We start from the raw sequence: 26,913 nt of genomic DNA, 5'->3' as shown, positions 1-26,913 counted from the left end.
ATCCAAGTTCCTCAAAAAAGTTTAAACACGTTTTTCATTAAAAACAATACAAAGTCCACAATTAAAAGTTAAAACAATCTTAAACTTTGCTAACTTACTTGACAGAGAAGAGAATATCTTATAACTTTGTCGCAAAATTCTAAAATATTTAATCCAGAAGAAGGAAAAGAACTAATACTCCCATAATTAATCATTTTTATTATGAAAAAATCAGTACAAATCTTTTTAGAACTTATCTCAGCTATTGCACTTTACTTGTTTATAAATTCAATAGCCTATGGAGATCATTTGGTAACCCTACCGCTGTACTTAACAGGGGTAGTGATTATGAGTTATCTCTTTGTAAGAGAGAGACCCCAAGAATGCCTACAAAGTGCCTTACGCATTGTTCTTCCGTTTACGGGGTTAATGCTTATTGCAGGGAGTCTGCCTGATGCACATTTCAGTTTAGCTCTGATTTATATTGTGAGCACAGGGGCAGCTTTTTTATTAGGAATGCTCATTGCCACCGTGAGCAAGACGTACCAGAAGATAGGCTTATCGGCATTGACTTTTCTGCTGGTAGTTGCCGTACGGTTGTCGTTTTCAGCGGAGTTTCAATATTTGATAGGCGTACATTGGTATACCTTAGGAAGTTAATCATCTAATAGAATATAGAAAGAGGTTGCTCAGAAGTCTGGGCAACCTTTTTTATGCTTTGTTACTTATAAAGTTTTGTTATAAATCAGCAAAACTTATCGCTTTATAAATTCTTTCAATTAGAAAACTATTTCTTCAATAAAAAATGATAGTAATTTTGCCGCCAGAAAAATAAACCATAAAAACATAATAAATATGTCATTCGTAGGAAAAAAATTCCCTAACATTGAGGTTAACGCTATGAGCGACCTTGGGGACACATTCAAAATAAACGTGCTTAACGAAGCCGTAAACAACAAAAAGAAAGTACTCCTTTTCTGGTATCCTAAAGACTTTACTTTCGTATGCCCTACTGAGCTACACGCTTTTCAAGAGGCTTTGGCTGAATTTGAAAAACGCAACGTAAAGGTTATCGGCGCTTCTTGCGATACTGCTGAAGTACACTTCGCTTGGCTAAATACCTCTAAAGACAACGGTGGTATTGAGGGTGTTACTTACCCTATCTTGGCTGATAGCAACCGCAACCTTGCTCGTACACTTGGTATCCTTGACTCTAACGAGGTATATGACGAAGTAGCTGACGCTTACCTTTTAGAAGGTGATGATGTTACTTTCCGCGCTACTTACCTAATAGACGAAACAGGTAAAGTTTTTCACGAAAGCATCAACGATATGCCTCTAGGACGTAACGTAAAAGAATACCTTAGATTAGTAGATGCTTACACCCACGTACAACAACACGGTGAAGTATGCCCTGCTAACTGGGAAGAAGGTAAAGATGCAATGAATGCTGACCGCAAAGGAGTTGCTAGCTATTTAGCATCGCACTAATTTATCTTTCATAATAACTTAATCATTGTAAACCTATCTATTTTTGCACTGACTAAAAGACTCACTCACTTAAAATTTATCACTATGACAGAACTAACCCAAGATAACTTGCAAGAAGTAGTAGCTGCTAATCCGCTTGTATTCGTACAATTTGGCGCTGGATGGTGCGGCAACTGCAAAATAATGAAACCGAAATTTAAGAAGTACGCTAGTGAAACCGCTAATGCTACTTTCGTATATGTAGATGCTGAAGCGTTTACAGAATCGCGCAAACTGGCTAAAGTGGATAACCTACCTACTTTTGCGGCTTTTAAAAACGGTGCTTTGGTAAACCAAGTACAAACTAATAAAGCTGAAATTTTAAAGCAATTTATAGATGAGATTACCGGTAATTAAACACATCGTTCAGTTTATAGAAACCAACGATCAGGATTATGTGAATGAGACGGTAGAGACTCTCGAAAATCTCATCGAATGTGAGCAACTCAAAGATGAGGAGCTTGACGTAATAGGTGAATTGCTCTCTAATTTCTACGGAGCTATTGAGGTGGATAATATGATAAAATCCGGCACTCCGCAGAAAGAAGCCCTAAACAGCTTTATGAAGCGCGTAGTAGGGTCTATTGACAAATAAAATTATTATTATTTCTTTCACTAACTAAGAACGAAAAAGCCATAGCCTAAAGCTGTGGCTTTTTTAATGGTTAATTTTTGAGCTGTTTGGGATTGATGCCGTATTTGCGCTTGAAGGCTGTTGAGAAATGCGACAGATAGTCGTAGCCACAGGCGAGAGCGACCTCGCTGATGGTCTTATCGGTGTGGAGGAGTAGCTGGCGCGCTAAAGTCATCTTATAATCGTATAAATACCCAAAGACGGTATTGCCAAACACTTCTTTAAAGCCGTAGCACAGCTTCTTTTCGTTGATACCTACTGCGCGGGCTAAATCGGTAATAGAGGGGGTGGCCTCTAATTGTGCTGTAAGGCGGTCGCGCACTTCGTACATCTTCTGTACATCGGTTTGGGTCTTGCAATACTGGCAACTTTGGCACTGCTGTTGTTCGTATTGATAGAGCTGCAAGAGGAGAAGTTCTTGTACTTTGAGTTCGGCATAAGGGCGGGAAGCCTTGCCCAATAAGGAGGCTTGCTGCAATTGGCTTAGCGCTGTTTGCATAGCGAAAGTAGTAGGCAGAGCATAATCGGGTGAAAGGATAAAGTTGCCGCTGCGCTGGTAACGCTCATACCAACTCATAAAGGTTTCGGGGTACTGAGTAGCTATCTGCTCAAACTGCTCGGCACTAATGGCTAAGGTAATGACCTCTATAGTATCGCCTTTATGAAAAAAGTCTTTGCCTGTGCATTCTTCACGTCCGAAAAAGATATTATGCGTTCCTGCCTTGGCAGTGGAAATAGATTTATCTACCTCTATCTGAATGCCTTTGCAGGTTTGGGTTACAAAATACAGGCGCAAAGAAGGGATATCCATACGCCCTTCGAAAGTAGCCTCTTGTTTTACTTGCGCTTGCCAACGATGATAAGTATAATGCCCTAAGGTTTGTTGTTCTAACTGAAAATGAGCTATTTGCTCGCTTACCCCTTCGTAATAAGTAAGTATTTCTTCTTCATTGGTTACCAACGGTAATGTTACTTCATTTATCATAGCCATTCAAATTAAAATCTTTGCTAATAAGATTAAAGTCTCGTGTGTGTTTTTGCTGTACTTTTGTCCTCTGAAACTCATTGTTTAGAACAAAAGTAAATAATCTATACCAAACAAGCAAATTTATGAACAGATTTTTTTATTTATTGCTGTTAATTTCTGCTTCAGTATCGGCTCAGACTACGTATAAACTCATCGGTACCATTACTGACAAAAGTACGGGTATCCCCTTGCCTCAAGCTACTGTTTACATTAAAGAATTGAAGAAAGGGAGTATTGCTAATGCTAATGGAGAGTATGAGTTGGCTGGTGTGCCAAAAGGTAATTACACCCTACTATTCAGTTACTTAGGTTATCAAACTGCTACTAAAAAGGTAAGCACCGGACAACAAACGCGCATAGACATATCATTAAAAGAGCAAGCTGAGCAAATAAGCGAAGTAATAGTATCGGCAAAGACTATAGCGCATCAGAAAAAAGAAGAGAGTATGCCTATCACGGTAATTGATATGAGCAATATGCGGGGTACGGTGAGCAATGTGCAAGATATCCTCGCCAAGACGGTAGGCATCACACTGCGGACTTCTGGAGGCGTAGGGAGTAGTTCGCGTATTTCGGTACGAGGCTTAGAGGGCAAGCGCATTGGTTTTTTTATAGATGAATTGCCAATGACTGAGCAGACCGATTATTTAGACATCAACGATATTCCTGTGGATATGATAGACCGCATTGAGATTTACAAAGGCGTGGTACCTGCTCGCTTTGGGGGGTCGTCTTTGGGTGGGGCTATCAATATCGTAATTCGCGAGTACCCTGATAAATATGCCGACCTCAGCTATGGTTACGAGAGTTTCAACACTCACAAGGCGCAAGGAGTCTTCAAACGCAATTTGAAAGCACGCGGACTCGTTTTTGGTATCGGGGGTGGTTATACTACTTCTGATAATAACTATACTTTTGATTCGCCCTACCGCAAGGGATTACGCATCACTCGCAACCACGATAAGTATCGCAAATACATCATCGGGGGGAGTTTTAAGGCTAAAAAATGGTGGTTTGACGAGGTAGAGTTTGAACCGGTAGTGGTGAAGACTTACAAAGAAGTGCAAGGTATAGAGTACGACATACGCGAAGCCTATAGCGAATCGCTAATGGCAGGTTTGGCTAACAAACTTACCAAAGACAATTTCCTTACCGAAGGGCTTAACTTTGATATGTTCAACGGGGTGGTACTCACCCAAATGAATTTTATCGATAAAGCTACTCGTCGCTATGAATGGGACGGTACCTCTTACCCTACCCCTTCGCGCTATGGTGGTGAGGTGGGTTATAACTTCCCTTCGGACTCTGACGACCAAAAACTCTCCTTCATCAACAAAACGAACTTAGAGTATATCATAAACGAACGTCATTCTTTTAACTTCAACAGTGTACTCTCTATAGCAGAAGGTACCCCTAAAGATGAGCTGAAGACGCGTAGCTTAGGCAAGCAGGTGAATTTTGATTCGCATATGCACAGCTGGGTGAGTGGTCTTACCTATGACCTGCGTTCGCTTGATGATGTATTTCTGAATTCGCTCACCTTGCGTTACTACCAATACACTATGCATACCCAAATGGCACCGCTGTTTGTACCTGGTAAGTATGATGTAGATGTACACAAGAGCAATTGGGGAGTGAACAACGCCTTGCGCTATCGGTTTTTGCCCTCGCTAATGGGTAAGCTATCGGCAGGTTATGAGGTGCGTATTCCCTCGGAAACAGAGCTTTTGGGAGATGGTATTAGTGTAGTGCCCAGTGCTGACCTATTGCCTGAACGCAACACCAGCGCCAATATAGGGGTTCTGTTTGACCTAACAGGCAAGCACCGCAGCAATGCGCAGATAGAAATGAACTTCTTTTATATGTATCTGCAAGATATGATACGCTATACCTCTGGACTGATAGGGGCACAGTATCAGAATTTTGGGGAGATGCGCACTCTAGGTATGGAGTTTGAAGCTAAAGCCGATGTGCTACCCTCGCTCTACGGCTATGTGAATACTACCTACCAAGACCTGCGCGATACTCGCGATTACGAGCCTGCCAGCACCGTGCCCAATCCTACCAAAGGCAAGCGTATGCCCAACATACCCTACCTAATGGCAAATGCAGGGGTAGAGTTTCACCGTGAAAACCTTTTTGGCGGTAGCGGTCAGAATACGCGTCTGTTTGCTGATGTAGCTTTCGTAGAAGAATATTTTTACGATTTTGAAATGACCCAGTTGCAGAAACGCCGTATACCGCGCAGCACTACTCTTGATATAGGTTTTGAACACAGTTTTCTGAACAACAAGCTTTTTATATCGGGTAAATTGCGCAATGTAACGAACGAAAAGACTTTATCAGAATTTAACCGTCCGCTACCTGGTATTAATGGGGGAATAAAATTAAGAGTTATATTTTAGATTATGGATAAAATACCTGAAACAATGCTCATAACCCTATGGGCAAAAGCAACTGAAAACGAACATCGCAACCCTTTATTGCGCGATGAAAAAGCTGCTGAAATTATCAGCAAGATAGATTATGATTTCAGCAAATTTAAAAAAGCTAGCTTCTCGCAAGCAGGCGTGTGTGTGCGTGCTAATCTTATAGACGAAGAGGCACGCGCCTTTATAGCCGCTCACCCCGATGCGGTAGTCATACAATTGGGCGCAGGACTCGATGCCCGCTATGAGCGTTTGGGCTGTCCGCCAGTAACCCATTGGTACGAACTCGACCTGCCCGAAGCCATTGAGCTGCGCCGTAAGTATTTTGAAGAGACTGATATACGGACGTTCTTACCGATGTCGCTATTCAGTCCGGCGTGGATAGACCTCGTGCAAGCCTACCACAAGCCGCTGCTTATCATAGTAGAGGGTGTGCTGATGTACTTCACCCAAAAAGAAGTAAAAGATTTTATGGTAAAACTCTGCAATGAACTTACTGAAGCTACTTTTGTGTTTGATATGCTCGCCTACGCCTTAGTAGGGCACGCCAAAAAACACGATAGTTTGGGAGCAATGGATAAGGATAGACGTCCTGAATTTCAATGGAGTGAGAAAGAGAGTGCTGTAATGGAAAGTTGGCACCCTAAAATACATTTGACCAAAGAGTACTATATGAGCGAGTACGACAAAGGTCGTTATCCTTTTATTTTTAGAATGCTCTATAAGATTCCTTATTTTTATAAGCGATTTAACCAAAGAGTGGTTAATTTGACGATTGGCTGATTTATTAACCATAAATATAAACTAAAATGAAAAAAGTAATTTTAACCCTCTGCAGTCTTGCGCTGCTAAGCTTGTCTTGCAAAAAAGACGACAATAATAATTCTGTAAATACTCCACAAGGAGGTACAGGAAAATATTTGGTAAAAACTACCTTTAAAAACCCCGATGGCAAAAGCGGTAGTTCTTACCTACAGCTCACCAATGACCTCAACGCTACCACTGCTTTAGACAGCAAACTAGCCATACAAGCGCCCTATATGTCGAGCGTAATGACATACGGCAACGAAGTCTATTTGATGGATGCTATTGATGGTAGCTATGGTGTTAGAAAATTTATATACAACCCTGCTAACCAACAGCTTAGTGAGGCTAAGAACCTCAATACTCCTGCCCACTCTATGCCCTGCAACCTGATAAAAATAAGCGATACTAAAGCCTACCTACCTTTATACAACGCACCTAAAGTATGGATTGTCAATCCACAAACAATGGAAAAAACAGGCGAAATAGATATACAGAAGTATGCACACGCTGATAGTAGTCCGGATGCTGGGTATGGTGTAGTGCGCGATGGTTATTACTATCTACCATTATTACAATTAGGTCCTGATTATGCTCCTTATGCTGACCACCTACAAAGCGATGTACTCATTATCAACACACAAACTGATCTTGTAGAAAAAGTAATTTCAGAAACCACCAGCCATTTGGCTATGCCTTCGCAACCCTCGTATAAAACTTGTATTTTCACTACCGAAAACAAAGATATATACATAATGTGTGCTGGTTATTTTGGTTTTAATCCTGCCAATAAACATTCAGGATTAGTGTGCATTCCTAAAAGTGCTACTATATCGGCTACCGAGTTTGATAGCAGTAAGAGTTGGGATATTTCAAGTACTATTATTGAAGGTACTACATACAAACCTGCTACTATCTATAGTATAGAATACTTAGGCAATGGCAAGGCGGTAGCTTTTGTAGGTGTTTCTGAACTCAATATAAAAGACCCTTTCACCGATAAAAATGGGATTGCCGTATCGATAAACCTCAACGCTAAAACTATCAAGAAAATTGATGGTATTCCTTATACTGATAGCCACAGCGTGTTTATTGGTAGAAATAATAACGAAGTAATTTTTGGGGTATCGGGTACAGACAAACGAGGTTTGTTTAGCTATAATCCTACAACAAATACAACCCAACAATTGCTCAAAACAGATGGCGGGGCTGACTTCTTCTATGCATTTTAGAGTGAGTCACACAAACTTTTTACCTATTAACAAACTTGCCGATTTATCAATGGGTTAATACCATTGACAAATCGGCAAATTTACTAATTGACAAATCGACAAATCAGCTTATTTTAAACTCCTTTACTACCTCTTCTAAAGGTAAGCGAGATTTAGGACGCAAATGCAACTGATTGCTATCCTCAGGGTCGCGATAACCTATAGCCACCGCAAAAAGAGCGGTATAATCAGCATCGCCAAGAAGATTGTCGTATTCAGCACCGAGAATGCCTTCCATAGGAGTGCTATCGATGCCCATAGAAGCACAAGCACTGAGGAAAAACCCTAACGATATATACACCTGATTGTTTATCCACGTGTAAAGGGCTACATCGCCTTTAGGTTTTTGTACCTTTTGATAAAAGCCAACACGTGCCATTTCGGTAGTGGACTTTTCTAATCTCTTCTCAAACGAAGGTAGCGACCTATTGGCCATAAACACCACCAAATGACTGGCATTGCGCACGCGGTCTGCATTATTAAGCGACACTTTGGCAAACGCTTCTTTAGTAGCAGCATCGTCTATAAAAACGAATTGCCAAGGCTGTGAATTGATAGACGAGGGGGCAAGGCGCAAAATCTCTTTGAGTTGTGCAATATCCTCATCGCTAATGTGTTTGGTACTGTAATACTTAGTAGTATAGCGGTTTTTTGCTAATTCTAAAAAATTGGCAGATTCAATTCATAAAGGTAACTTTTAATTTTGCTGATTGTTATTCAATAAGTTAACGTTTCCTTGATTTTTAATAGCTTGCAAATATACCTGTTTTGGACTCATATAACCAAATCTTTTTCGAGGTCTATTGTTAAGTTTGTTTTGTACTCTCTCCAATTCTTCTTCATTTATAAACCTTAAATCAGCTCCCTTTGGAAAGTACTGTCTTAATAAACGATTATAATTCTCATTAGAACCTCTCTCCCAACTATGATATGGATGAGCAAAATAATAGTCTAAATTGAACTCTTCTGATAGCTCTTTGTGTTTAGAAAATTCTTTGCCATTATCAGAGGTTATTGTATGTATAGTTAGTTGATTTTCAGTAATTAACTTAGCTATCATTTCTTTTGTATGGATAGCTCCCTTACAAGGCAAGTGCCCTAATAAAGTATAACCTGTAGCTCTATCATTAAATGTTAAAATAGCTCCTTTATGATTAGCTCCCATTACTAAATCCACTTCGTAATCACCTATGCGTGAGCGTTGTTCAACGATTGCTGGTCTTAAGTCTATACTTTTTCTATCGTTAATAGGATCATTTGATTTATAAGTTTCTTTTCTTTGATACCTTTTCCCCTGATTTCTAAGGTGTTTGTACAAATCACCTCCCTTTTTCTTATCATTCCAAACAAACTTATAAATAGTTTGATGAGAAATATTTTTTAGTGTTCCTGCAATTTGTTCAGGACTATAATCTTCTTTTAAAAGGGTAGTTACCTGCTCTTTAATTTCCTCTGTAAAATGTATAGCTTTTCTCTTTTTCTGCATTCTATCAAGGTATAATTGATGAGCTTCCTCAGCTTTATATATGCCTGTTTGAGGATTAGAGTTTCTTTTAATTTCTTGATTTACAGTCTTTTTAGGCAACCCTATTTCTTTTGCAATTTGAGCTCTTTTTAAATTAATTTGTAGATATCCTTCTATTTTGTATCTTTGCCCCAATGAAATATGACTCATAATTTGTACTTTACATTTTTCAATTTCAACAACGCAAATATGAGGATTTTTTTCATTTGGCAAGGAAAAACTATATGATTTTTCCTTGCTTTTTTTGTTTTTAATTTTTGTCTGCAGCAGACAAAAATTAAAAACAAACCCTTATTAAAAAGTTACTTTTATTACTTGAATTTAGGATTCATAGTAATTGCTTTTTTGTTTTCGGCAAAGGTAAGAATTTTTTTCTTTTTATAGGTAATTAAAGTTACAAATATAACAAAACACCCCTGATTTAGCAGGTATAAAGGGCTTTGCCATTGTTTTTGGCATAGTTTTAGATTGCTAATTCGGCATAAATTATTATCTTTGCACCTTTAAAATAAAATTTATCTTATTAATTTGTATTATGAAAAAAATTGTATTTGCATTATTTCTCGTTAGTACCGTAGCTTTCGGTCAGCAAAACAAAAAAACTGACTTGCAAAAAGCAGGCTTACAAGGGAAAGTGAAAAGCTATCGTATGATAGGCTATGAGTTTGATGAAAATGGTAAAGAACAGTTGATGAACTCTGAATTTTATGCCGAATTTGACAAAAAAGGTATGAATACCAAAATGCAGGCTAAAAACGGCGGCACGGTTATCAACTACGTAGATAAACGCGATGAAAAAGGAAACCTTATAGAGTCAGATTCAAGAGATGCCAGCAACACCTCTATGTCTAAAAACACATACGAATACGATGAGCGCGGCAACCGCGTACGCCAAGATGTTATTACCCCTGATGGTAGCGTGTTTATGAGTCGCGTAAGTGCTTATGACGCTCACGACCGCCTAATAGAGGTAAGCGAGTGTTTAGCAGGATTATGCGACAACAAAACCGTATACGTATATGACAATAACGATAAGGTTTCAGAAGAAAGAAAACTTGGCAAAGGCGATGTACTAAAGAGCAAAACGGTATTCACCTACGATGCCCAAGGCAATGCTGTAGAGAAAAAAGTATATGATGGCGAAGGAAACCTCAAACAAAGAATAGTAAGCGAGTTTGACGCTCATAACAACGCTGTAGAAGTAAGTTATTACGATGCTGATGGCACTATAGCTAAGAAAGAGAACTACACTTTAGTATACGACAAGAAAAAGAACTGGACAAAGAAAACTACCATCATAGACGGCAAACCTACTATGATAATGGTACAAAAAATAAAATACTTTTAAGAAAAGCAAATAAAAAAAGCAATAGCGCGATTTAGAAATTAAATCGCGCTATTATTTTTTTACTCATTAGCTAATCTACTAATTTACAATTCGTTCTGCTAGCTGTTGAAAACTGTGTTGATAAGTATTTTAAAAGAATGGAGAAGCTATCTCTTTATTGCCTAACTTTGCAGCAGAAATAAGAAATAATAATAAAACAAAAAACTATGTCTAAGTTTACAAAACTCACTGAGGAACAGTTGCTTACCAAACGCAACTTTATAGAAAATTACCTCACTTCGCACAACGCCGCTACAGGTTCTCTCTTTGATGCCAACGCCAACGTAGCTCATAAAAACATCGCTACTATGGAGGCTGAACTCAATAAAGACATCAATATTCAGGTGAACCGCTCTTTAGTCTCTCATAAGATTGAGCAACTCTTTGGCAAAGATTTGGCCGAGGAATACATACGCCAAATTGAGAGTCACGAAATCTATGTACACGATGAAACAAGCCTCAAACCCTACTGTGTGAGCGTATCGATGTACCCACTGCTATTAGACGGGCTGTTGAAGCTCGGAGGCGAAAGCAAAGCCCCTAAACATTTGGCAAGCTATTGCGGTTCGTTTGTCAATTTTCTATTCTCCGTATCTTCGCAATTTGCAGGAGCAGTCGCTACGGTAGAGTTTCTGATGTATTTCGACTATTTTGCCCGCAAAGACTTTGGCGATAACTACCTCAGCACCCACCGCGAGGTAATAGAGAACGAACTTCAACACGTGGTATACGCTATCAATCAGCCAGCTGCTGCACGTGGCTATCAGTCGGTATTCTGGAATATATCACTCTACGACCGCCCTTATTTCGATTCGATGTTCGGCACCTTTGTTTTCCCTGATGGCAGCAAACCTCTATACGAGAGCCTCGACAAACTGCAACAGTTCTTTATGCACTGGTTTAACATCGAGCGCACTAAGGCGATACTCACTTTCCCTGTGGTAACCGCTGCAATGCTCACCAAAGACAAGCGCGTGTATGACGAGCATTTTGCTCAATTCTGTGCTAAAGAACTCAGCGAAGGGAATGCGTTCTTTGTATACCAGTCTGATAACGCCGACTCCTTAGCCAGCTGCTGCCGTCTGCGCAATGAGATTTCTGATAACACTTTTAGTTATTCGCTTGGTGCAGGAGGGGTTTCTACTGGTAGTATTAATGTGATAACTATCAATATGAACCGCCTTTACCAAAAAGGACTATCGTTAGAAGAAACAGTAGATAAGATACAGAAGTACCAAGTAGCCTACCGTGCCATTGTGCAAGACTACAAAGATGCGGGTATGCTACCGGTGTATGATGCGGGCTTTATATCGCTCGACAAGCAGTTCCTAACCATTGGCATCAACGGAATGGTAGAAGCTGCCGAGTATATAGGCATCAAAATATCTGACAACCCCGACTATAAGGCGTTTATCAACAAAAATCTAAAGGTAATTTACGACAAGAACAAGGAAGCTAAAGCTAAATATGGCTTTATGTTCAACACTGAGTTCGTGCCAGCTGAGAATTTAGGGGTGAAGAATGCCGCGTGGGACAAAGCTGATGGCTTGCAAGTGCCTCGCGATTGCTACAACTCATATTTCTACATAGTAGAAGACGACTCGCAAAACCTTATTGATAAGTTCTACCTACACGGCAACGACTATATACAATACTTAGATGGTGGGTCAGCCTACCATTGCAACCTCGAGGAGTATCCTACCCAAGGAGGATTCTACAAACTGCTAAATGTAGCGGCTAAGACAGGTTGTAACTATTTCTGTTTCAATATCCGCGTAACCGTTTGCAACGATTGTGGATATATCAACAAACACACCACCGACCATTGCACGCACTGCCATTCACACGATGTAGATTATGCTACCCGCGTGATAGGCTATCTGAAGCGCATCAGCAATTTCTCTAAAGACCGACAAAAAGAAGCCAAAATACGTTACTATGGGCATACTACGGTATAGCAGTTACGACATTGTCTTGCAAGAAGTCCCCAACGAGATATCCCTGTGTTTCACTATCACAGGGTGTCCGTTGGCTTGCGAGGGTTGCCATTCCGAATATACGTGGGATGGTAGCAAAGGTTGTTTGCTCAGCAATGAACTATTAGAAAAACTCTTAGACCGTTATGAAGATACTATCAGCTGTGTGCTCTTTATGGGGGGCGAGTGGCAAGCGGAGACCTTGCTATCGTTTATCCTTACTGCCAAGTGCAAACAGCTTAAGACGGCTCTCTACACGGGGCTGAATATGAAGCAAGTACAGCGTCAGTGTCCCGAACTACTCGCCTGCTTAGACTATATCAAGACTGGCAAGTGGCTGCCCCACCTCGGAGGTTTAGACAGCCCCACCACCAACCAAGAGTTTTTGAATTTGCAAACAGGAGAGATGTTAAATAAGTTGTTTTGGAAATGACATATTAAAAATTGGTACAAGTTTTGCGGGGTATTTGTTTCTAACTTTTTAATACTCAAAACACTAAAACAATGAATACCGTATGGATTTTTACCGTTCTCGGTTATATATTCTTCAGAATACCTGGCGCTATTATAGGCTTCTTACTGGGTTTAGCTTCTCGAATGTTCAGTTCAAAAAATGAAAACGGAGGCTTCTCGTCTTTTTCTAACTCTCGTCAGGAAGATATTTCACCCGCTAGTTTTGAACTTAATCTCTTATCTCTCTGTACTTTAGTAATCAGAGCCAACGGACAAGTAACGCAAGCCGAACTCGACTTCGTGCGCCAGCAGTTTGTCTCTCTCTACGGAAAAGAGCGCGCTAATGCTGTATTTCGCACTTTCAACGACCTGAAAGGACGCCAAATATCTGCCGAACGCGTGGCCACTTACGTGCGTATGCGCACCACCTATGAAACCCGCCTACAGATACTATACTTCCTCTTTGGCATTGCACAAGCCGATGGCTATGTAAGCAGTGATGAAGTCAATCAGATAGAGCAGATAGCCTATTATCTTCGTTTAGAAAGAAGCGATTACGAAAGCATCAAAGCTATGTTTACCACTGCCAATGGCAGCCGCTACCAGCAGCAAAACACTCAGCGCAATACCCCCGATGCCTATAACATATTGGGTATCAGCAGAAATGCTACCGATGCCGAAGTAAAACAAGCCTATAGAAATATGGCAAAAAAATATCACCCCGATAAGGTGATTACTGATGATGAAGCGATAAAGAAAGGCGCTGAAGAAAAGTTCAAACAAGTGCAACAGGCATACGAACAAATAGCCAATGAGCGCGGTATGAACCGATAGTCCTGAGTTAAGGGCAAAAAAAAGTGGCAAGCTACCTACATCGCACCGCTACAACCGAATACCTTTGCTGTGTTCCCACCCTGGAGGATTTTTCAGGAGCTGGTCGTGTAGGACTTGCCGCTGCAAATGTACAACTTTTTTATTACATACCAAATTTTTTGAGAGAAATGTTTAAAAAAAATAGCAATACCCCCTCTCCTAGCCCCCTGTATTTAGACCTGCATTCGCATACCCAATACGCCTCTGCCGATACCTTGGTCATCCGCAACCAATACCCCCTAACGGCAGACCCTTCCCTACCCTTTTCAGTAGGTATACACCCTTGGTTTTTAGACAATTGGCAAGCGCAATTAGAGGCTATAGGTACCTTAGCTTCGCACCCCAACTGCTGGGCAATAGGGGAATGTGGCATCGACAAAAACACCTCTACTCCCCTACCCTTGCAACAGCAAATTTTCACCGAACAAATAGCCATAGCCGAAGCACTGCAAAAACCCCTCATTATTCACTGCGTAAAAGCCTATAGCGAAGTCATAGCCTTGCGCCAACGCACGCAGGCACGCCAGTTATGGGTGCTACACGGTTTTCGCAAAAACCTCCCTACCGCCCAAGCCCTTCTCTCTCACGGCATTGCTCTATCTTTCGGAGCCGCCCTACTGCGCGACCCAAAACTGCAACAAGTTTTTCAAACCCTCTACCCCCGTTACCGCGATTATTTTTTCTTTGAAACAGACGATGTCGAACTAAACGTAAAGACTCTTTACCAATTTGCTGAGCATCTTAAAGCTACCCAAAAATAGAAAAATACACTAATTCACTAAAATTTCTATTCTAATACTTTGCCAATTAATAATTATTTCCTACTTTTGCGCCCTGAAAAATAAAAGGAGGTGTATCAGCTATGTTAATAATACCTATTAAAGACGGAGAAAGCATTGATAAGGCTTTAAAGCGCTACAAACGCAAATTTGACCGTACAGGAGTAGTACGCGAGTTACGTGATAGACAACATTTCACTAAAGCCTCTGTGCGCCGCCGTGCACAAATTCAGAAAGCTCAATATATTCAACACTTGAGAGATCAAGAAGAAATATAAGGAGTATTCTTTAAGTAAAATAAAAATGGGATTTTAATAAAATCCCATTTTTGTTTTTATTTGATTATCAACTACTTATAAACTATTGTTATAAAAACAACAAATTATTCTACACAAATTTACTCTCTTTTTTTTGCATATCTTAAAAAAATATACTACTTTTGTAGCGAATTGGAAATAATATAATATAAAAAAATTTAGTAAAAATGAAAACTACAACCCTTATTCTAACAGCCGCTGTAGTTGCTACTACTTTATTTAGCTGTGGTAAAAAAGACGACAGCAGTGATGAAAAAAAGTTCTCTGTAAGTAGTACACAAGTAACTCTTATAGAAGGAGGCAAAACAACTATAAAAGTAAGTACTCCTGCAAATAGCTTGACTATAGTATCTTCCAATGAAAATGTAGCAACTGCTACTCCACAAGATAAAACAGTCATGGTACAAATCAATGGAGAAAAAGAAGGTACTGCTGTACTAACTATTACTGACCCTCAAAAAAATAGTGCTAAAGTAAATGTAACTGTAAACAAAAAAACTTCTCAGTCTAATGGTAAACGTTTTGAAGTGAAGAGTGATGTCATCTTCCTCAAGAAAAATGAAGAAACTGATGTAACTGGCTGGGTAAAGAAAGGTTCAGGCAATTATACCGTTTCTACTCCTAACACCTCAGTAGTAAAAGAGGCTGGTAAGAAAAACGGAAAATTATACGCTATTGGTTCTGGCGAAGGTCTTACTGACAAACTAAAATTCAAAGATTTAGATTATAATGAAGAATTAGAAGTGCCTGTATATGTAATAGTTCCTTTTACTGCCGTAGGTATACCTGCCTCTATGGCGGTTAATGATGTGCAAACATTTAATCTTACAGGGGTTTATAATACAGGTAGTTTACAAAATGGTCGTTACGACAGAGTAACTATCACTGCTAACAATGATAAGGTAGAAGCTACCCTTATAACCAAAGATATAAAAGCTCAAGGTAATAATCAAGGTACCAAATTAGGTGAATTAGTAACAGGTATCAAGATTACTGCTAAACAAGCAGGCGAAGCAGTAATACAACTTACTAACGGCGACGGACAGTCACTACAAATCAAATTTACTGTAACAGCTTACGTAGCCAACAACTACTTCAACGTGAATGCTGATGGAGTACTAACTGTAAAATCAGGTGTAATACTACCTGCTGAAGTAGTACTACCAAGCAACGCTAAAAAAGTAGCTGAAAAAGCATTTAAAAATCAACCTAATGTTACTTCTATTGATTTCAATAATGTAACTGAAATAGAAGGTAGCCTTTTTGATAATGTAGCAAATCCTACAGGTATCAATATTACTAAAGTAATTATGCGAAAAGTAGAAAAAATAGGTTATGACACCTTTAGAAATGCTGTTCACTTAAAAGTAATAGAGTTCCCTTCTACCCTTAAATTCTTAGGTAACCAGTCTTTATTTGGTTGTACTGCACTAAGAGCCGTAGCTTTCAGAAGTACTACCCCTCCAAAAGGTATGACCTATAGTGGTAGTGAATTGGAAAAAGCAGAAAATGCCCTTGATACTGATAGAGGTAATAGAGTAAGATTATTCATTCCTATTGGTAGTGCAACCGCTTATCAAACAGCCTTAAATACCAATAGTAAATTTAGATATTTAAAAGGTGCTAAAGGAGTAAATTGGTATACTGGAGATACTCACCAAGCTATCGTAGATATAGCTAACTTTGATAAAGTAGACTTTACTAAGTTATAATAATTTAAATACAAAATGAGAAAGACGAGGAGCAAAATTTGTTTCTCGTCTTTTTTTATTCTCTTGTATTTTGTCTTTTGTATTTATCCTTTGTTCATAATTAGTGAATAACTCACTGATTTATTTTAATTAAAAAATTTGCTATTCTCAAGCCCGCGTATATACAAAAGCTGAAAGCAGCTATGCAAATTTATTTCTTATTAAATATCCACTGCTATAATACAGTTATCAACTATCAACCATCTAAAAAAATATCAACAAAAAGTAGGGGAGAAGCCTGAAAAGTTATTAACAAATATCTATAGTAACCCTTAAAATCAGCAGCTTAACAAATACCCCATTGTTAATAAACTACCATAAGTCAAAAAAGCAAATTTTGAAGACAAAAGTTATCCTACTTATTCACAGCCTAATAATAATAACCCTCTTTTTTTTTAAAAAAAGTTTTTTAATTTATAATTAAAAGATTGTTGATAACTCAAAAAAATGTAATTTTGCAATTATGAAAAAGACAACTAAGAATCAGAAACAAGGAAAACCGGGAAAATCTAAGAAAAATAGAAGTTTAGCCAAACGCAACCGACAAGAGCAGCACAAAGGAAAACACCAAGAAACATCTGCTGCACATTATTATATAGGTACGCTTGATGTCAATTCACGTGGCAATGGCTATGTGGTGGTAGAAGGACTTGAGCAAGACATTTTTGTAGCTTCTAATTTCTTAAACAAAGCCTTACATGGTGATAGGGTAGAGGTATATGTATTTCCTCGCTTCCGCAATCGCAATAAGATGGAGGGTGAGGTTACGAAAATAATAGAGCGAAAGAAACAACGCTTTGTAGGTACAGTGCAGCTGCATAAGAATTTTGCTTTTGTAGTCCCTACCGACCCTCGTATGTACACCGATTTCTTTGTGAAAAAAGACAAACTTGGCGGAGCGCAAGATGGCGACCGCGTAATAGTCCGTATTGATGATTGGAAAGATCACCACGATTCACCTATAGGGGTGGTAGAGCAAGTGCTCGGCATACCAGGGCACCAAACTACCGAGATGCACTCTATTTTAGCAGAATACGGTTTGCCTTATACCTATCCCGAAGAGGTTGAGGCTTTTGCCAAATCCTTAGATCTCAGCATTAAAGAAGAAGAGATAAGCCACCGCCGCGATATGCGCGATACACTCACCTTCACTATCGACCCTCGTGATGCTAAAGACTTTGATGATGCCCTGTCTTTCAAGATGTTAGATAATGGTAATTACGAAATAGGGGTACATATTGCCGATGTGTCGCACTACGTGAAAGAGGGTACTATTTTAGATGAAGAGGCTTATAATCGTGCTACCTCTGTCTATTTAGTAGATAGGGTAGTGCCTATGTTGCCCGAAGTATTGTGTAACTTTGCCTGCTCATTACGTCCTGATGAAGATAAATATACCTTTTCAGCAGTGTTTGAGATGAATCAGAGAGCAGAAGTACTAAATGTATGGTTGGGTAGAACTGCTACACATTCGTCTTTTAGGTTTGCTTACGAAGAGGCACAATCAGTGATAGAAGAAGCCAAAGTAGGGGAGGGCTACACCATTCCTGCTGATATTTCTATCACCGATACTGAGCGTTCTATTCCTGCAAATGTAGTAGAGGCTATACTGACGCTCAATACTTTAGCACAACGTTTGCGAAGTAAACGTATACGTTTAGGGGCTATTACTTTTGATAAAGTAGAAGTGAAATTCGACCTCGATGACAATGGCAATCCTACAGGCGTTTATTTCAAAGAAAGCAAGGAAGCTAATAAGCTGATAGAAGAATTTATGCTATTGGCTAACCGCAAGGTAGCTGAATATGTAGCCAAGATGAAGAAAACTTTCGTATATCGCATCCACGATGAACCCGATGCTGATAAATTGCAGCAGTTTAACGGGGTAATAGCGCGTTTTGGCTATAGTTTGAATTTGAACAACAAGAAAACGATTACCGATTCACTCAATAACCTGTTGGAAGAGGTAAAAGGCAAGAAAGAACAGAATTTAGTCGATACTTTAGCTATACGTTCTATGGCAAAAGCCTCTTATTCTACTAGAAACATAGGGCATTACGGTTTAGCGTTTGATTATTACACCCATTTCACATCGCCCATACGCCGTTATCCTGACGTGATGGTACACCGTTTGTTGCAATTGTATTTAGATAATGGCCCTTCTCAAAGTGAAGCTGAGTACGAAACTAAGTGCAAACACTCATCACAAATGGAGAGTTTAGCAGCTTCAGCAGAACGCGATTCTATCAAATATATGCAGGTGAAATATATGGAAGGGCATAAGAATCAGATATTTGCGGGAGTTATATCAGGGGTAACCGAGTGGGGTATTTATGTAGAGCTGAATGTAAATAAGTGTGAGGGCTTAGTGCGTGCACGCGACATTAAGGACGATTATTACACTTTTGACGAGCAGCAATACGCCTTGGTAGGACAGGCTACCGGTAGGACTTATCAGCTCGGTGATGAAGTGATGATACGCGTTAAGAATACTGACCTGCTCAAAAAGCAGTTAGATTTTGAGCTCGTAGAGTCTAATTAATTGCTAACAACTGAAAATCAATAGAGTAGGGGAGAGGTTTAAAAACTTCTCCCTTTATTTTTTGTGAAATTATTAGTTTTTCATTACTTTTGTAAAATATTATAACTATTAGAGTACAACGATGTTTGCAGATGTATTATTAGCATTACCTTTGGGCACTTTACTGGCTTTTACTATAGGTCCAGTATTTTTTGTATTGCTCGAAACGGCTATTACTAAAGGATTTAGGGCAGCAGTAGCTTTTGATGGAGGGGTGTTATTAGCCGATGCTACTTTTATTCTAATAGTTTATTTTACTACCAGCAGTTTGCTGCGCGAAATTAAGGACGACCCTAAACTTTTCTTTGTAGGCGGACTAATAATGATGGCTTATGGTATTATTTCCTTTATAAAGTTGAAGAAAGATTTCAAGAAAACAATTGATAATAAGGAGAATGCCCATTTAGTAGTACCTGAGAGAGTAAATTATATAGCCCTGTTTATCAAAGGATTTCTACTGAATTTTATCAATATAGGCGTATTGGGGTTCTGGTTAGGCATCATCATTGTTTTCGGACCTAAGCTCGATATGAATGCCAATAGAATACTAATATTTTTCACTTCTATTATTCTGGTTTATTTTGCTATTGATGTTATTAAGATACTGATAGCAAAGAAGTTAAAAAACCGACTTACAGCTTTTCACATTTATAAGATTAAGCGCAGTATTAGTATTATCTTGCTTGTTTTCGGGGTATTTCTCATATTGCAAGCCTTCTTTCCTAATATGCTAAAGTCGATTAGTTAATATAATAATATAAAAAAATAAGGCTACTCAGTTATACTGGGCAGCCTTATTTTTTTATTTATTATTTTGTAGTTCCTTTGTATTGTTGGTTTAGGTAGTCGGTTACTTCCTTAGTAATATCTTTTTTCTCAGCACCGTATAGTACGCTACCACCGTCATTGGCTCCAAGTATAAAAGTATATCCTTTTTGTTTCCCGTATTCTCTTATATTTTTCTTCACTTTATTGATAAGCGAATCGAGTTCTTTTTGACTTTCAGCTTGTAGAGTTTGCTCCTGTTGCATAAGGTGTTGCTGTAGTATTTGGCTTTTCTGCATCAGCTCGTTATATTTTTTTTGAGCCACGTTAGCAGGCAATTCTTTAGCCTGTTTATCAAAAGCCATAGCTTCAGCTTGGAAAGCTTGCGATACACTATCGCGTTTTTTTTGGTAAGCCTCTACTTGCTTATCTAATTTAGCTTTGATGTCTTTTTTTTCTTGATAGTTGTCTAAAAGTTTAGCGTTGTCAACAAAGGCAATTTTGTCTTGACAAGCGGTAAGGCTTAGGAGGGCAACTCCTGCTATTAATATTTTTTTCATCTTTATAGATTTTATTTTGATTAGACTGCAAAAGTAATAAAATAATTATGAATGACAAACAACAAATGATTATTAATGTTTGTTCCACGTGAAACTTTTTATTTTTCTCTTCTTCACTACTATTTTATGACTATAAACTATTTCTATCATTATTATTATTACTATAAAAATACCTTATTAAAAACGACTTCAATACAGCCCTTTTAAAGCATTATTTTTTAAAAGTGATATAAGTATACCACTTAATTACTGAAACGCTCTAAATAATCCTTATTTTAATTTTTTACTATTTCAAGCCTAAAAATAATCAAAAAAAGTTCCACGTGGAACAATTTATACTTCTCCCTTGATAATTTATAATTAATTATTATCTTTGCAGCTGAAAATTAAACCTTATTATGTATACTGATATTACCACCAGAGATTACAGTGTATCGCAAGAAACTTTTAAGCTGTGCTATGACCCTCAGCTGCAACTCTATCGCACTACACCCGTACCTTCTCAACTTAGCAAGTACTACGAAAGCGAAAATTATATATCTCATACTGACGGACGTAAAACGTTATTCGAGAAATTATATCAATGGGTAAAGCACTATAATCTAAAACATAAAATAAAACTCATTAGCCAATATAAAGAAGAGAATATCAATCTGTTAGATGTCGGAGCAGGCACAGGCGACTTTATAAAAGCCTGCCACCAGTATGCTCATTGGCAAGCAGTAGGGGTAGAACCTAGCGATAAAGCACGCATTAAAGCTAGCGATAAGCAACTTACACTCTATCCTAACTACGAGGCACTTACCCCACATTCCTTTGATGTGATAACTCTATGGCATGTCTTAGAACATATACCCGATACAGTTCAAGAGATTAAAATTCTTAAGAACCTACTGAAAGACAATGGATTATTAGTAATAGCTGTCCCTAATTATCGTTCTTTTGATGCTAAGCATTACCAGCAATATTGGGCTGCTTTCGATGTACCCCGACATCTTTGGCACTTTTCTAAGGAGAGTATCAAACAGCTATTTGCTACTGAGGGCTTCGAACTTATAGCTACCTATCCTATGTTTTTTGATGCTTTTTATGTAAGTATGCTTTCAGAACAGTACAAAACCGGTAAGAAAAGCTTTCTAAAAGGTATCTATAACGGACTCCGTTCCAACTATTATGGCTACCGCAAGGGCGAATATTCATCGCATATTTACCTGCTCCGACTAGCCAATTAGTATCAATTTATTAATATAAAAATAAATGTTTATAGTCAATAAACATATTGTACCTAAAGGTTTTTCAGGTATTACTTTATATCCTTTTGTTTTTACAAATGATGCTAAGTATCTGAAAGATAGTAGGTTTAAGAATCACGAACGCATTCATTTAGCACAGCAGTGCGAACTGTTAATAGTGTTTTTCTACCTTTGGTACATAGCCGATTTTCTATTCAAATACCTAAAATACAAAGATAAATACCTTGCTTACCGCAATATTATTTTTGAAAAGGAAGCCTACGATAACGACCATAATCTCGATTATCTGAAGCACAGAAAATGCTTCGCCTTTATAAGATAAATGTTCCACGTGGAACATTTTTAATAACACTATATGATGAAAAGAATATTTTTATACGCCCTGCTCCCTCTTATGGGGTCAGCGCAGATTATAAACCTGCCCGCTACACGCGCAGAAAAAGAAGTAACTGATAATGTTAGCACACTTACCGAGCGTACTTACGATGTTTATCGCAGTAATCTTACTCAGAAACGCCTTGCTACCGAGAATACCTACGTGTTCAATCCCGCAGGCAATGCTGTTTCCTTAGAACAAAAATACGGCAATATTCGTCTGTATTACCAATATACGTACGATGCCAATAGGCTTCAGCAGGTCATACTTACCAAAGAAACCCATCACTATGTAGAGGTTACCATAGGCACTTATAAGTATGACGATAACGGACGTATGCTTAGCTATACCTCTATACCTCAGCAAAATAACACTGCTACGGCCACTCCTACGCAGGTCTATACGTTCACTAAGTGGGATGCTAATGGCAATGCCATAGAGGGTACGCTCACTACGCCTCATTCCGAAGCCTTGGTATATCAGGAGTTTGATAAGCAAAACCGCCGTACAATGTTAAAGATGCTCACTAAAGCCGACCCGCCTATAGAAGTGCGTGTGACCTTGCGTTACGACCGCGAGGGTAGGGTAGTGGAGCGCAGTATTCGCGAGGGTTACACTCCTCCGCAAACCTTGCGCTACACCTACGATAAAAAAGGCAATAATACAGGTATCAACGACCAAAAATTCGAACATACCTTCGATAAACAAGGTAACTGGCTTACCCGCACTATCTTTGTAAAGGGCAATATAGTAGGCTACGTAGAGCGAGAAATAAGAGCTAATAACTAAAAAAGAAGTCAAAAATAGCTAAGCATCTTATTTTCTAATTTTATAAGCATTTTCAGAAAAACGTTCTCTTATATCTTCCCTTTACTTTGGATATACAAAGGATTTACCTCCACCGAAGGATAATTGAAAGATAACCGAAGTATAAATAGCCAATAATGCTACAAAAATTAGAAAAATATACTATCCATCTTATTTTAAAAATTTGCTCATTTCCTAATTAAATACTACCTTTGCCCCATAATTGGCAAATTTGCTAATTAACAAATCGACAAATTAAGAATTATGACTTATAATCACAAAGAAATAGAAGCCTTTTGGCAAGAATATTGGGCAAAACACCAAACTTTCAAAGCCCAGAATAACAGCACCAAACCTAAGTACTATGTGCTTGATATGTTCCCTTACCCTTCAGGGGCGGGCTTACACGTAGGGCACCCGCTCGGCTATATTGCCAGCGACATTGTGGCGCGCTACAAGCGTCACAAAGGCTTTAACGTATTGCACCCTCAGGGATACGATAGTTTCGGTTTGCCAGCCGAGCAATATGCTATTCAAACAGGACAGCACCCAGCCGTTACTACGGCACAGAATATCGCCCGTTACCGCGAGCAGCTCGATAAAATAGGCTTTTCATTCGATTGGAGTCGCGAGGTGAAAACCTCTGATCCCGACTACTATCGCCATACCCAGTGGATATTCATACAGTTGTTCAACTCGTGGTATAACAACGCAACCGACAAAGCAGAGCCTATCGAAACGCTTATCGCTCTCTTTGAAACAGAAGGCAATAGCAAGGTAAATGCTCCCTGTGACGACGATATCCCAACCTTCACTGCGGAAGAGTGGCACGCTTTTTCATCAGAACAGCAACAACAAATCCTCCTCAAATACCGACTTACCTACTTGGCAGAAACCGAGGTGAACTGGTGTCCTGCCTTAGGTACTGTACTTGCCAACGATGAAATCGTGAATGGCGTATCCGAGCGTGGGGGTCACCCTGTTATTCGCAAGAAGATGACCCAGTGGAGTATGCGCATTACTGCTTATGCTGAACGCCTCTTGCAAGGCTTAGACACCATCGATTGGAGTGAGAGCATCAAAGAAAGCCAACGCAACTGGATAGGAAAATCAGTAGGAGCCGAAGTTGTGTTTCCTCTAGCCCAAGTAGAGAGGCAGGGGGTGAGGACACCTTTCTTTATGACAGGAGGAAATAATGCATACAGACTTATAGAAGAAGCTAAACGTATGCGAAAAGAACCTACTGATGCAGAAGCAGCGTTGTGGGAACTTTTGCGTGATAAAAAATTAGGAGATAAGTTTAGAAGACAACATTTGATTGATGATTTTATTGTTGATTTTGTTTGCCTTTCTAAGAATTTAGTTATTGAAGTAGATGGAGGTTATCATAATGACCCTACTCAAAAAGAATACGATCAGCAACGTACGTTGTATCTCAATGAAAAAGGATTTAAAGTAATTCGCTTTACTAATGAAGAAGTTCTTGGTAATACAGAAGCTGTTTTAACAAAAATAAAACAAGAGTTAGTCCTCCCCCTAGCCCCCTCCCAAGGAGGGGAAACTGTGGCGCGTAATAGCAGCGGTTTTATAGAAGAATCCGAAGGAGAGGAAACTGTAGCGTGTAAGAGCGATAATATTAATACAACTTCTCCCCTCTCCTTGGGAGAGGGGCAGGGGGTGAGGATCTTCACTACTCGCCCCGATACCCTTTTCGGCGTTACTTACCTTACTTTGGCTCCTGAGCACGCTTTGGTGCCTCTTATCACTACTGGGGAGCAACGCGCTGAGGTAGAGGCTTATATTGCAGCTACTGCCAAACGTTCAGAGCGCGACCGTATGGCGGATACCAAAACCGTATCGGGTGCTTTCACAGGGGCGTATGCCGTGCACCCACTTACCGGCAAGCAGCTTCCTATCTGGATAGGCGATTATGTATTAGCAAGCTATGGTACGGGGGCTGTTATGGCAGTGCCTGCTGGCGACGATCGTGATTATGCCTTTGCCAAACACTTCAAGGGCGCCAAAGGAATGCCTGAACCCATCAACATTTTCGATAAAGATATTTCAGAAGCAGCCTTTACCGATAAAGAGGGAATGACTTACCAAAACTCTGACATTCTCAATGGTTGTACTAACTTTGGCGAAGCAGTTGCCAAAGTGTTAGCAGTCTTAGAAGCCAAAGGTGCAGGCAAAGCCAAGGTGAATTACCGCCTCCGCGATGCTGTCTTCTCACGTCAGCGTTATTGGGGCGAACCTTTCCCTGTGTACTATAAAAACGGCTTGCCACAGATGATAGGCGAGGAGTACCTACCTATTCACCTACCCGAAGTAGAGAAATACCTTCCTACCGAAGAGGGAAATCCGCCGTTGGGCAACGCTACCACTTGGGCGTGGGATACTGCAAATAACAAGGTGGTGAGCAACGAATTTATTGATAATCAAACTATATTCCCGTTAGAATTGAATACTATGCCAGGTTGGGCGGGCTCTTCTTGGTATTGGTTAGAGTATATGATGGAAAAAGACGCACGTGGAACCTTCCCTACCAAACCCGTAGTAGACTACTGGCAAAACGTAGACCTCTACGTAGGGGGTAGCGAACACGCCACAGGGCACCTCTTGTACTCTCGTTTCTGGAACAAATTTCTCAAAGACCGCGGTTTTGCCCCTACCGAAGAGCCTTTCAAAAAACTGATTAATCAGGGTATGATACTGGGAATGAGTGCTTTTGCATACCGAGTGTTATGGGAAGTGAAAGATGAGCAAGGTAATGAAGTGAATTTAGTTGAAGTAAAAGAGCTTTCATCTAATAACTTTCCTCCTATATTTGTTTCAAAGAAATTCAAGGATGATAAGTTGGCGATTGTTTTATTAGAGAAGATTTTCCCTAAATATCCTCAATGGGTGGAGTTTATGAAAAAACTCTCAGGAAAAATAATTAATACTATTATCCAACCTATTCACGTAGATGTTTCTCTCCTCAAAGATACTTCTGATGAGTTAGATATTAAGAAATTCAAGGCGTGGCGTAAAGAATTTGCTAATGCCGAGTTTATTTTAGAAAATGGTGCACTCTACACCCCCTCCTTGGGAGGGGGACAGGGGGAGGATTTCCTCTGTGCTCGTGAAGTCGAAAAAATGTCGAAATCTAAATACAATGTAGTAAATCCCGATGATATTTGCGAGCAATATGGTGCTGATACTCTGCGCCTTTACGAAATGTTCTTAGGACCTTTGGAACAAGCCAAACCTTGGAACACAGCAGGTATTTCGGGGGTATATAACTTCTTGCGTAAGCTATGGCGTTTGTATTTCAATGACAATGGTTGGCAAGTAACCGACGAAGCCCCTACACCCGAGATGCTCAAAGCACTGCATAAAACCATCAAAAAGGTAAATGAAGACATCGAGAATTTCTCATTTAACACCTCGGTAAGTCAGTTTATGATATGCGTGAATGAGCTATCATCGCTAAAATGCCACCATAGAGACGTTTTAGCGCCTCTTTCGGTACTGGTAGCACCCTTTGCTCCGCATATTGCCGAAGAGCTCTGGAAAAGGCTCGGAAATACCGAAAGCGTAACTTATGCCCCTTACCCTGTACACGAAGATAAGTATTTGCAAGAAGACAGCAAGGAGTATCCTGTATCGTTTAACGGCAAAGTACGCTTCAAACGCGCTTTTGCAACCACTATGACTCCTGCCGAGATAGAGCAAGCTATCCTTGCCGACCCTCAAACAGCAGAACAGCTACAAGGCAACACCCCTAAAAAGGTAATCGTAGTACCTAACAGAATTATCAACGTAGTGATGTAAATAAGTAGTAATGCAAATAA

The 26,913-nt window shown here is 39.5% G+C and carries 24 protein-coding genes and 1 other RNA gene; 20 read left to right on the top strand and 5 right to left on the bottom strand.

The window, feature by feature from the left end; genetic code table 11:
* The first annotated feature begins 201 nt into the window (after positions 1-201).
* From FOC45_RS11800 to FOC45_RS11785, 4 genes are all read left to right on the top strand, one after another.
* Complete coding sequence (locus tag FOC45_RS11800) at positions 202-639, top strand: hypothetical protein (RefSeq protein WP_009388479.1); 438 nt, start codon at positions 202-204, stop codon at positions 637-639.
* 195 nt (positions 640-834) lie between these two features.
* Positions 835-1,470, top strand: coding sequence for a peroxiredoxin (locus FOC45_RS11795; protein ID WP_009388480.1), 636 nt, complete (start codon positions 835-837; stop codon positions 1,468-1,470).
* Positions 1,471-1,554: 84 nt separating this feature from the next.
* Positions 1,555-1,866, top strand: coding sequence for a co-chaperone YbbN (locus tag FOC45_RS11790; protein WP_009388481.1), 312 nt, complete (start codon positions 1,555-1,557; stop codon positions 1,864-1,866).
* Complete coding sequence (locus tag FOC45_RS11785; RefSeq protein ID WP_009388482.1) at positions 1,847-2,104, top strand: hypothetical protein; 258 nt, start codon at positions 1,847-1,849, stop codon at positions 2,102-2,104. Before FOC45_RS11790 ends, FOC45_RS11785 begins: the two co-directional genes overlap by 20 nt.
* A 70-nt stretch (positions 2,105-2,174) precedes the next feature.
* Here the strand turns inward: FOC45_RS11785 and FOC45_RS11780 are convergent, their stop codons facing one another.
* The gene (locus tag FOC45_RS11780) at positions 2,175-3,134 is read right to left on the bottom strand and encodes a helix-turn-helix transcriptional regulator (RefSeq protein ID WP_009388483.1); all 960 of its coding nucleotides are present in this window, start codon (positions 3,132-3,134) and stop codon (positions 2,175-2,177) included.
* A gap of 119 nt (positions 3,135-3,253) precedes the next feature.
* Between FOC45_RS11780 and FOC45_RS11775 the strand changes: the two genes are divergently transcribed.
* Genes FOC45_RS11775 through FOC45_RS11765 form a run of 3 tightly spaced genes read left to right on the top strand, consistent with a single transcriptional unit; the run spans position 3,254 to position 7,635 of the window.
* On the top strand, positions 3,254-5,575 hold the full coding sequence (locus FOC45_RS11775) for a TonB-dependent receptor (RefSeq protein ID WP_009388484.1): 2,322 nt from the start codon (positions 3,254-3,256) through the stop codon (positions 5,573-5,575).
* A 3-nt stretch (positions 5,576-5,578) separates the two neighbouring features.
* Positions 5,579-6,382 carry a class I SAM-dependent methyltransferase gene (locus FOC45_RS11770; RefSeq protein ID WP_009388485.1) on the top strand — a complete coding sequence of 268 codons (804 nt, stop codon included), beginning with the start codon at positions 5,579-5,581 and terminating at the stop codon, positions 6,380-6,382.
* A gap of 26 nt (positions 6,383-6,408) precedes the next feature.
* The gene (locus FOC45_RS11765) at positions 6,409-7,635 is read left to right on the top strand and encodes a hypothetical protein (RefSeq protein ID WP_009388486.1); all 1,227 of its coding nucleotides are present in this window, start codon (positions 6,409-6,411) and stop codon (positions 7,633-7,635) included.
* 103 nt (positions 7,636-7,738) lie between these two features.
* Here the strand turns inward: FOC45_RS11765 and FOC45_RS11760 are convergent, their stop codons facing one another.
* A complete protein-coding gene (locus FOC45_RS11760; protein WP_034540731.1) occupies positions 7,739-8,356 on the bottom strand; it encodes a nitroreductase family protein in 618 nt (205 codons plus the stop codon).
* A gap of 15 nt (positions 8,357-8,371) precedes the next feature.
* Positions 8,372-9,412 carry an IS30 family transposase gene (locus FOC45_RS11755; RefSeq protein WP_147715965.1) on the bottom strand — a complete coding sequence of 347 codons (1,041 nt, stop codon included), beginning with the start codon at positions 9,410-9,412 and terminating at the stop codon, positions 8,372-8,374.
* 322 nt (positions 9,413-9,734) lie between these two features.
* Between FOC45_RS11755 and FOC45_RS11750 the strand changes: the two genes are divergently transcribed.
* The 4 genes from FOC45_RS11750 (at position 9,735) to FOC45_RS11735 (ending at position 13,849) form a co-directional block, all read left to right on the top strand.
* Positions 9,735-10,547 (top strand): type IV secretion protein Rhs, encoded by an 813-nt coding sequence (locus FOC45_RS11750; protein ID WP_009389893.1) that lies wholly within the window; start codon positions 9,735-9,737, stop codon positions 10,545-10,547.
* Between the two features lie 206 nt (positions 10,548-10,753).
* Positions 10,754-12,544, top strand: a complete 1,791-nt coding sequence (nrdD, locus tag FOC45_RS11745) for an anaerobic ribonucleoside-triphosphate reductase (protein ID WP_009389894.1) — start codon at positions 10,754-10,756, stop codon at positions 12,542-12,544.
* Positions 12,525-12,995 (top strand): anaerobic ribonucleoside-triphosphate reductase activating protein, encoded by a 471-nt coding sequence (nrdG, locus tag FOC45_RS11740; protein ID WP_009389895.1) that lies wholly within the window; start codon positions 12,525-12,527, stop codon positions 12,993-12,995. The genes nrdD and nrdG overlap by 20 nt, the downstream gene beginning before the upstream one ends.
* 164 nt (positions 12,996-13,159) lie before the next feature.
* The gene (locus FOC45_RS11735) at positions 13,160-13,849 is read left to right on the top strand and encodes a molecular chaperone DjiA (RefSeq protein ID WP_052141363.1); all 690 of its coding nucleotides are present in this window, start codon (positions 13,160-13,162) and stop codon (positions 13,847-13,849) included.
* A 21-nt stretch (positions 13,850-13,870) separates the two neighbouring features.
* Here FOC45_RS11735 and ffs read toward each other — a convergent pair.
* Positions 13,871-13,969, bottom strand: an RNA gene (gene ffs / locus FOC45_RS11730) — signal recognition particle sRNA small type.
* A gap of 86 nt (positions 13,970-14,055) precedes the next feature.
* On the opposite strand from ffs, the gene FOC45_RS11725 reads away from it, so the two are divergent.
* The 5 genes from FOC45_RS11725 (at position 14,056) to FOC45_RS11705 (ending at position 20,064) form a co-directional block, all read left to right on the top strand.
* Positions 14,056-14,649 carry a TatD family hydrolase gene (locus FOC45_RS11725; RefSeq protein WP_034539655.1) on the top strand — a complete coding sequence of 198 codons (594 nt, stop codon included), beginning with the start codon at positions 14,056-14,058 and terminating at the stop codon, positions 14,647-14,649.
* A gap of 101 nt (positions 14,650-14,750) precedes the next feature.
* Complete coding sequence (rpsU, locus tag FOC45_RS11720; protein WP_009389899.1) at positions 14,751-14,945, top strand: 30S ribosomal protein S21; 195 nt, start codon at positions 14,751-14,753, stop codon at positions 14,943-14,945.
* Between the two features lie 206 nt (positions 14,946-15,151).
* Entirely contained in the window at positions 15,152-16,696 is a 1,545-nt protein-coding gene (locus FOC45_RS11715; protein WP_009389902.1) for a leucine-rich repeat protein, read from the top strand.
* Between the two features lie 502 nt (positions 16,697-17,198).
* A complete protein-coding gene (rnr, locus tag FOC45_RS11710) occupies positions 17,199-19,277 on the top strand; it encodes a ribonuclease R (protein WP_009389904.1) in 2,079 nt (692 codons plus the stop codon).
* A 121-nt stretch (positions 19,278-19,398) separates the two neighbouring features.
* Positions 19,399-20,064 (top strand): LysE family translocator, encoded by a 666-nt coding sequence (locus FOC45_RS11705; RefSeq protein WP_009389906.1) that lies wholly within the window; start codon positions 19,399-19,401, stop codon positions 20,062-20,064.
* Between the two features lie 61 nt (positions 20,065-20,125).
* On the opposite strand, the gene FOC45_RS11700 is transcribed toward FOC45_RS11705, so the two are convergent.
* The gene (locus tag FOC45_RS11700) at positions 20,126-20,641 is read right to left on the bottom strand and encodes an OmpH family outer membrane protein (RefSeq protein ID WP_009389908.1); all 516 of its coding nucleotides are present in this window, start codon (positions 20,639-20,641) and stop codon (positions 20,126-20,128) included.
* Positions 20,642-21,051: 410 nt separating this feature from the next.
* Between FOC45_RS11700 and FOC45_RS11695 the strand changes: the two genes are divergently transcribed.
* From FOC45_RS11695 to FOC45_RS11680, 4 genes are all read left to right on the top strand, one after another.
* Positions 21,052-21,873 carry a class I SAM-dependent methyltransferase gene (locus tag FOC45_RS11695; protein WP_084063413.1) on the top strand — a complete coding sequence of 274 codons (822 nt, stop codon included), beginning with the start codon at positions 21,052-21,054 and terminating at the stop codon, positions 21,871-21,873.
* Positions 21,874-21,898: 25 nt separating this feature from the next.
* Positions 21,899-22,216: a hypothetical protein gene (locus FOC45_RS11690; RefSeq protein WP_009389914.1), complete on the top strand. Its 318-nt coding sequence runs from the start codon at positions 21,899-21,901 to the stop codon at positions 22,214-22,216.
* 33 nt (positions 22,217-22,249) lie between these two features.
* Positions 22,250-23,059 carry a hypothetical protein gene (locus FOC45_RS11685; protein WP_009389916.1) on the top strand — a complete coding sequence of 270 codons (810 nt, stop codon included), beginning with the start codon at positions 22,250-22,252 and terminating at the stop codon, positions 23,057-23,059.
* Positions 23,060-23,341: 282 nt separating this feature from the next.
* Complete coding sequence (locus tag FOC45_RS11680; RefSeq protein ID WP_009389917.1) at positions 23,342-26,893, top strand: DUF559 domain-containing protein; 3,552 nt, start codon at positions 23,342-23,344, stop codon at positions 26,891-26,893.
* Positions 26,894-26,913: the final 20 nt, after the last annotated feature.

Origin of the sequence: Capnocytophaga sp. FDAARGOS_737, from assembly GCF_009730375.1 — a bacterium.
Taxonomy (GTDB): Bacteria; Bacteroidota; Bacteroidia; order Flavobacteriales; family Flavobacteriaceae; genus Capnocytophaga; species Capnocytophaga leadbetteri.
Note: the sequence above shows the minus strand (reverse complement) of the source record. Positions and strands in the feature narration are given on the sequence as shown.